Here is a 5,467-nt window from a genome sequence, read left to right as displayed (position 1 = left end):
GAAATTTTTCTTCGCGTCGCCGTTCTCGCGACGATGACCGCGATCGGCGCGGCCTACCTCGTGTTGGATTCCGCCAACGCGCCCGCCGGCCGCGAGGCGAGCGCGCGGCGGGTGATCCTGGTGGTGGTCGATGGACCGGGACCGGCCGGCGGCGACGCATTGTTGCCGCGATTCCCCGCCGCGAGCCACGCCCGGCTCGCGGCGAACGATGGCGGGGAGGAAGCCCTTGCGACGATCGCGACCGGCGTTCCCCACGTTGACCGCGCCAACCGGCAACTCGCTCTTGGGATGGCCAATCCGCGCCTTGCCGGAATCGCGGCCGGTTATCCGCCGATCTGGAAAGTCGCCCGCCGCTTCCAGCGCCGCGTTTTCATGGCGTCGGGGCCTATTTTGTATGGGTCGCGCGTTGCGGGCGAGTCCGGTTTCGATTTCGACGGCCTTACGGCGCGGATCGCCGCCCAGGCGTCTGGCGCAACGCCGCCGGATCTGGTGACGGCGCGTATTCGCGCGGAGCAGGCGGATACCGAGCCGCTCGGACGATTCCTTACCAAGTTGTCCGACGCGCATCCGACGGCGTTGCTGGCTGTTGTCTTGCCGCCGGGCGATACCGAGGGACAGGAAGGGTTCCTGTTGTTGCACGGTCCCGGTATTCGGCCGGGGCTCGATCTTGGCCGCGTCGATGCCGTTGACGTCGCACCGACGATTTACGCCTACCTCGCGATCCCGCCGGCGAAGGACCTGATGGGACAACCGCTGGTACGTGCGTTTAAGCCCGGCGCGCGGTCGGCGATGCCAAAAAAGGTTTTGTCGTCGTATCTCGCGCGCGAATGATTGCTACGCGCCGACGGTCGCCTCGATCGCGCGGATAGCGTCGATCCACGCCGCGGGCAAATCGATTTTTTTGCCTTCGACGTAGTCGTAGGAGACGATCGTCCCCTCCCCTGTCGCTGCGACGCGTCCGAGCCTTTTGCTTGCGAGCGCGAAGTCGAGTTTGAATCGGTCCTTTTCGATATCCGTGACGCGCACGGCGGCGAATACCGTGTCCGGAAACGTCACCGGCGCCTTGAAACGCATGGACGCGGAGGCGAGGATGGGGCCCTGGGCGAGCGTCGCGCCGGGCTTCCAGAGCGCGACGCGCTGGAAATATTCGATGCGCGCCGTTTCGAAATAGCGGAAGTAGACGACATTGTTGAGATGCTGAAACGAGTCGATTTCGCCCCAGGCGACGGAAATCGAAACGACAACGGGATATTTGTCACGCAGATCGCTCACGCCGGCCCCCTTTTGCGCGACGATGACCGCGCGCGCCGAAGGCTGTCAAGGCGCGGAAAGTCCATGCGGTACACGGCGAGCCCAGGGGATACACAGGGGACTCGCCGGAAATTTTCTGGAGCCGTTCTCGAAATCCATGCGGCGCATCGCGTCCAACACCAAATTGAAGGAGCGCTCATGAGCAAGGTCAAAATCGTCGTCGTGCTGGGAACCAATCGCAACGAACGCAACAGCGCGATGGTCTTCGAGTGGCTGCGCAGCGTGATCGACGCGCGCGAGGACATCGACCCGAAATTCTTCGACGTACGCGATTTCGCGCTTCCCCGGGACGATTACGGAATGGGGCTTTCCGGCGAATTCCCGGACTGGACCAATGCCATCAAGGAAATGGACGGCATGGTCATCGTCACGCCCGAGTACAACCACGGCTATCCCGGCGTGCTCAAAAGCGTCCTTGACCTGACGCTGAAACCGTACATCCACAAGGCGGTCGCCATCACGGCGGTATCGCGCGGGCCGTGGGGCGGCGCGCGCGTCGTGGAACAACTCGTCGGCGTGGTGCGCGAGCTGGGCTTGGCGGTGACGTTCAGCGATCTGAACGTGCCGAACGTCGAGGATCAATTCAACGACGAGGGAAAGATCAAGGACGCCGACCGTTGGGGCAAGCGCGCCGAACGGATGCTCGACGAGCTCGTCTGGATGAGCCGCGTGCTAAAGCACGGGCGGGAGAACGTGCCGTCGGCGTATCACGAATAAAAGACTGGAAGGCTGAAAGACTGAAAGGCTGGAAGGTCATCGCAATTGCAAATGCCGTCGCGCCCATTCGCAAATTCGTGCGACGGACGTTCCCAATACGCAATTCCCCGTTCCCAATTGCTCCGTGTCCTCTGTGTCTGCCCTGTGTCCTCTGTGTACCGCCGAAAAGAAATTCCCGCGCTACAACGAATGCGCCGCGAAGAACTCCCAGATCTCGTCCGTGGCGTTGAAATCGCCGGTCGGCCAGACGTGCTCCACGCCCGGCAACTCGCAGAGCGTCACCTCGGCGTCGCCCGCGCAGTCCGTGTTGCGTTGACAGTCGAATTCCTGCGCCGTGTTGGTGCAACCATTCAGCTCCACCCAGAAATCGCGTGCCTCGCGACTGCGTTCGACGTCCGTGGTTTCGTCGGCGAGGCCGTGAACGAGCATCACCGGCTGCGGCGCCTCGGCCCCGCAATCCTCCGCCGCGCCGAGCGTGCCGGCGACCGGCGCGATCGCCGCGAAGACGCCCGCGTTGGCCGCGCCGGTGGTGTTGGTGAAGCTCGCGCCGTTTGACCCGCCTGTCGCGTAGATGCGCGCCTCGTCGACGCCGAACTGCGTCACGATATCCTCGATCATCGCGCGCACGAAATCCTGATCGTCCGACGCGCACGCGTTCGCGGTCCAGCGACGGCTGCCTTCGTCGTTCTCCCAGCCCTGCGGCCAGGCGACGAAAAAGCCTTCTTCGTCGCCCTTGGCGGCCAAGCCCGTCGCCACGCGAAGGCCCTCGGGGCTGCTGCCGGCAAAATGAAACGCAACGACGAGCGGCTTCAGCTCCGCCGTCGCGTCGTCCGGCGCGTCGAGCAGGTAGCGCCGTGTGACACCGCCGGCTTCCACGCCGCATTCGAACAGTCCATCGCCCATATCGACGCACCCCGCGTCGACGTCGTCGTCTCCAGAAAGATCGTCGTCGCCGCCGAGGTCGTCGTCGTCGTCATCACCGGCGGCGGCATCATCATCATCGTCGTCGTCGTCTCCGCACGAACACCCGGCAGGCGAGATCGCAAGCGCTGCCGCGACGATAAAAAAGAAAAATGGCGAGGTTTTCAAAAACACAATTTCCCTCCCTGTCGTCCGTCGTCCCTATCCATACGCCTTCATACGACAAAGGCCATGACGAGCGTTACCGCACCGCGACATTTCGCGTCGCCAATGTGAAAAGGCCGGCAAAATGCGGCCGGCCCTTTCGGAAGCTGTCGTCACGTGCCGTGCGATGCCTCGCGCGGCGCGGTCATCAATAGTGCAGAACGAAGACCACGCGGCGGTTGAGCTCACGTTCGGTCTCGGTGTCATCGTTCGGCACGTCGAGCTGCGTCTCGCCGTAGCCGATCCACTCAAGCCTTTCCGCCGGGATGCCGTGTTCGACAAGCCAGTTGTATACCGCTGTCGCGCGGCGCTTGGACAGATCCATGTTGTACTCGTCGGTGCCCTCGGATGACGTGTGGCCTTCGATCGTCAGCTTCTTGAAACCGCCCTCGGCCTCAATCGTCTTGATCTTCTGCAACGCGTCTTCGAGCACGGGGATCGAATACGGCTTGAATTTGGCCGTGTCGTAGTAGAAGTAGATTTTGTCGAGCAGCACGATGATCTTGTTCAGCACCACCGTGGCCTGCGCGGCCTGGCCCTCGGCGACCTGCACCGTCCCGACGTTCTTCTTGTAACCGTCCGCGCTGCCCGTGAGTTCGTAGGAACCGGGTTCGACGTTGTCGGACCACACGCCGCCGGCGAGTGTGTACGTATTTGCCTCACCGGTCGCGGTGTTTCGAATGGTCAGCGTCGATCCGCCGATCGGCTGATTGTCCTTTTGCGAGACGACCTTCACCGACAGCGTGGTGACCGGCTCGGGGATCTTCTTGAGCGTCAGCACAAGCGTCGCGGTCTTGCCGTCCTTGACGGTAGCCGAGCCCGAATCGGACTCGTAGCCGCCCTTCGACGCCGTCACCGCGTACACACCCGGCGTAACCGTCGCCTGATAGGCGCCCGTCGCGTCGGTCATGAGCGTTTGTGGTTTCGCCGCGTACGTTATCGACAGCGACGCTTGCATCGACGCGCCGCTCTCGTCCTGCACCTTGACGATCAGGCGGCCTTCCGTGACGGCGTCGCAATCCGGGTAGTAATCAACGCCGCCGACCAGGCGATAGGACGGCGATCCGACGGAATCGGTCAGGCCGCCGCCTCCGCCGCCGATGAAGCGGATACCGTTGCCGAACTTGTAACGCAGCGTGAGCATCACTTCCTGCGGATTAACCGGGAAGATATCGGCGTCGGAGGTTTCCGTTTGCCGGCCGAAGTATTCGAGCGACGCGGAAAATCCGTACTCCCGTCCGATCGAAACGCCGGCGCCATAGAGGACCGAGCTTCCTATATCGACGCCGATGATCGAACGCTCCGGGCGGAAGAGATAGCCGCCATTCGCGGCAAGGTTGACGATGCCGAAGCGCTTTTCGAGCGCCAGGACGCCGCCGGGATTCACCGTGCCTTCGCCAAGGAAAATCTCCGGATCGCCGGTGGGAAACGTGGCGAACGCGCCGAGCGCGAGGCCGACGCCGATCGTCTCTTCGTTGAGGATCCCGAATTTCAACTCGCCCTTGATGTCACCGAGAAGCGCGTTGCCCTCCAGATCGCCGATGCCCGGGTCCTCGCCGGCGTCCAGGTCGGCGTCGAGTGCGTCAATGCGGCGGGCGTTGCTTTGCAGATGCACGGGGATGTCCGCGCCGACGGACAGCCAGCGCCACAGGCCGATCGCGAGCGTGCCGTTGAGCGTCGTGACCGCATTAACGAACTCGGCCTTGACGTCCGCGGGATCGTCCTTGTCGGTGAGGACAACCGGATCGCTCGCGTAGTTGACATAGATGCCGATGCCGGGACACCACGCGTCAAGCGTGTGCGCATCCTCGATTGCCAGGAAGTTGCCGTTGAAGATGCTGGGACGGAAGACTTGAACATCGATGCCTTCCTGCCCCATCGCCGCCGCGGGCGCGAGCACTGCGAAAACGACAAGAAGAACTGCCCCAACGCGCGTGAGATTCGCCATCGCCTGCCTCCCCGGCTTGGTCGTGGTCGTTATCCGGTCAGTCACAGTCAAAGCCGAACGGCCCCTGGCCGGAACCGCCGCGCAGACCGTTGTCTCCAAATTCAAACACGTCATCCGGCTCCTCGTCGGCCTCGTCCGTCGCGTCGTCATCCGACGGAACGGTCGTGGTCGTCGTGGCGCCGGCCTGCGTCGTCGTTGTCGTGGTGCCGCCAGGAGCGGCCGTGGTTGTCGTCGGCTGCGTCGATGTCGTCGACGTCGTTGTCGGCCCCGAGGTCGAGGTTGTCGTTGTCGATGTGGTGGTCGTGGTCGTTGACGCGCCGGTTGTCGTGGTCGTCGGTTGCGTCGAGGAGGTGGTCGTCGTGGTGG

General features: G+C 63.4%; 6 protein-coding genes. 2 read left to right on the top strand and 4 right to left on the bottom strand.

Features of this window, described 5'->3' with window-relative positions; genetic code table 11:
- Positions 1–831, top strand: an 831-nt coding sequence (locus tag K8I61_17445) for a hypothetical protein (protein MBZ0273828.1), incomplete at its 5' end; no start/stop codon positions are given.
- 3 nt (positions 832–834) lie between these two features.
- Here the strand turns inward: K8I61_17445 and K8I61_17440 are convergent.
- Positions 835–1,272: an acyl-CoA thioesterase gene (locus K8I61_17440; protein MBZ0273827.1), complete on the bottom strand. Its 438-nt coding sequence runs from the start codon at positions 1,270–1,272 to the stop codon at positions 835–837.
- A 177-nt stretch (positions 1,273–1,449) separates the two neighbouring features.
- Here K8I61_17440 and K8I61_17435 point away from each other — a divergent pair, with 177 nt between their 5' ends.
- Positions 1,450–2,028 carry an NAD(P)H-dependent oxidoreductase gene (locus tag K8I61_17435; protein MBZ0273826.1) on the top strand — a complete coding sequence of 193 codons (579 nt, stop codon included), beginning with the start codon at positions 1,450–1,452 and terminating at the stop codon, positions 2,026–2,028.
- A 180-nt stretch (positions 2,029–2,208) separates the two neighbouring features.
- Here K8I61_17435 and K8I61_17430 read toward each other — a convergent pair whose 3' ends face one another.
- The 3 genes from K8I61_17430 to K8I61_17420 form a co-directional block, all read right to left on the bottom strand.
- Positions 2,209–3,123: a hypothetical protein gene (locus tag K8I61_17430; GenBank protein MBZ0273825.1), complete on the bottom strand. Its 915-nt coding sequence runs from the start codon at positions 3,121–3,123 to the stop codon at positions 2,209–2,211.
- 178 nt (positions 3,124–3,301) lie between these two features.
- Positions 3,302–5,101, bottom strand: a complete 1,800-nt coding sequence (locus tag K8I61_17425) for a carboxypeptidase regulatory-like domain-containing protein (GenBank protein MBZ0273824.1) — start codon at positions 5,099–5,101, stop codon at positions 3,302–3,304.
- A gap of 37 nt (positions 5,102–5,138) precedes the next feature.
- On the bottom strand, positions 5,139–5,467 hold a 329-nt coding region (locus K8I61_17420), incomplete at its 5' end, for a hypothetical protein (GenBank protein ID MBZ0273823.1).

It is taken from the genome of bacterium, assembly GCA_019912885.1.
Classification (GTDB): Bacteria; Lernaellota; Lernaellaia; order JACKCT01; family JACKCT01; genus JAIOHV01.
Note: the sequence above shows the minus strand (reverse complement) of the source record. Positions and strands in the feature narration are given on the sequence as shown.

Excerpts from the sequence above, each read along its gene's own strand:
- K8I61_17425 (MBZ0273824.1), bottom strand. The coding sequence starts at position 5,101 with ATGGCGAATCTCACGCGCGTTGGGGCAGTTCTTCTTGTCGTTTTCGCA.
- K8I61_17435 (MBZ0273826.1), top strand. The coding sequence starts at position 1,450 with ATGAGCAAGGTCAAAATCGTCGTCGTGCTGGGAACCAATCGCAACGAA.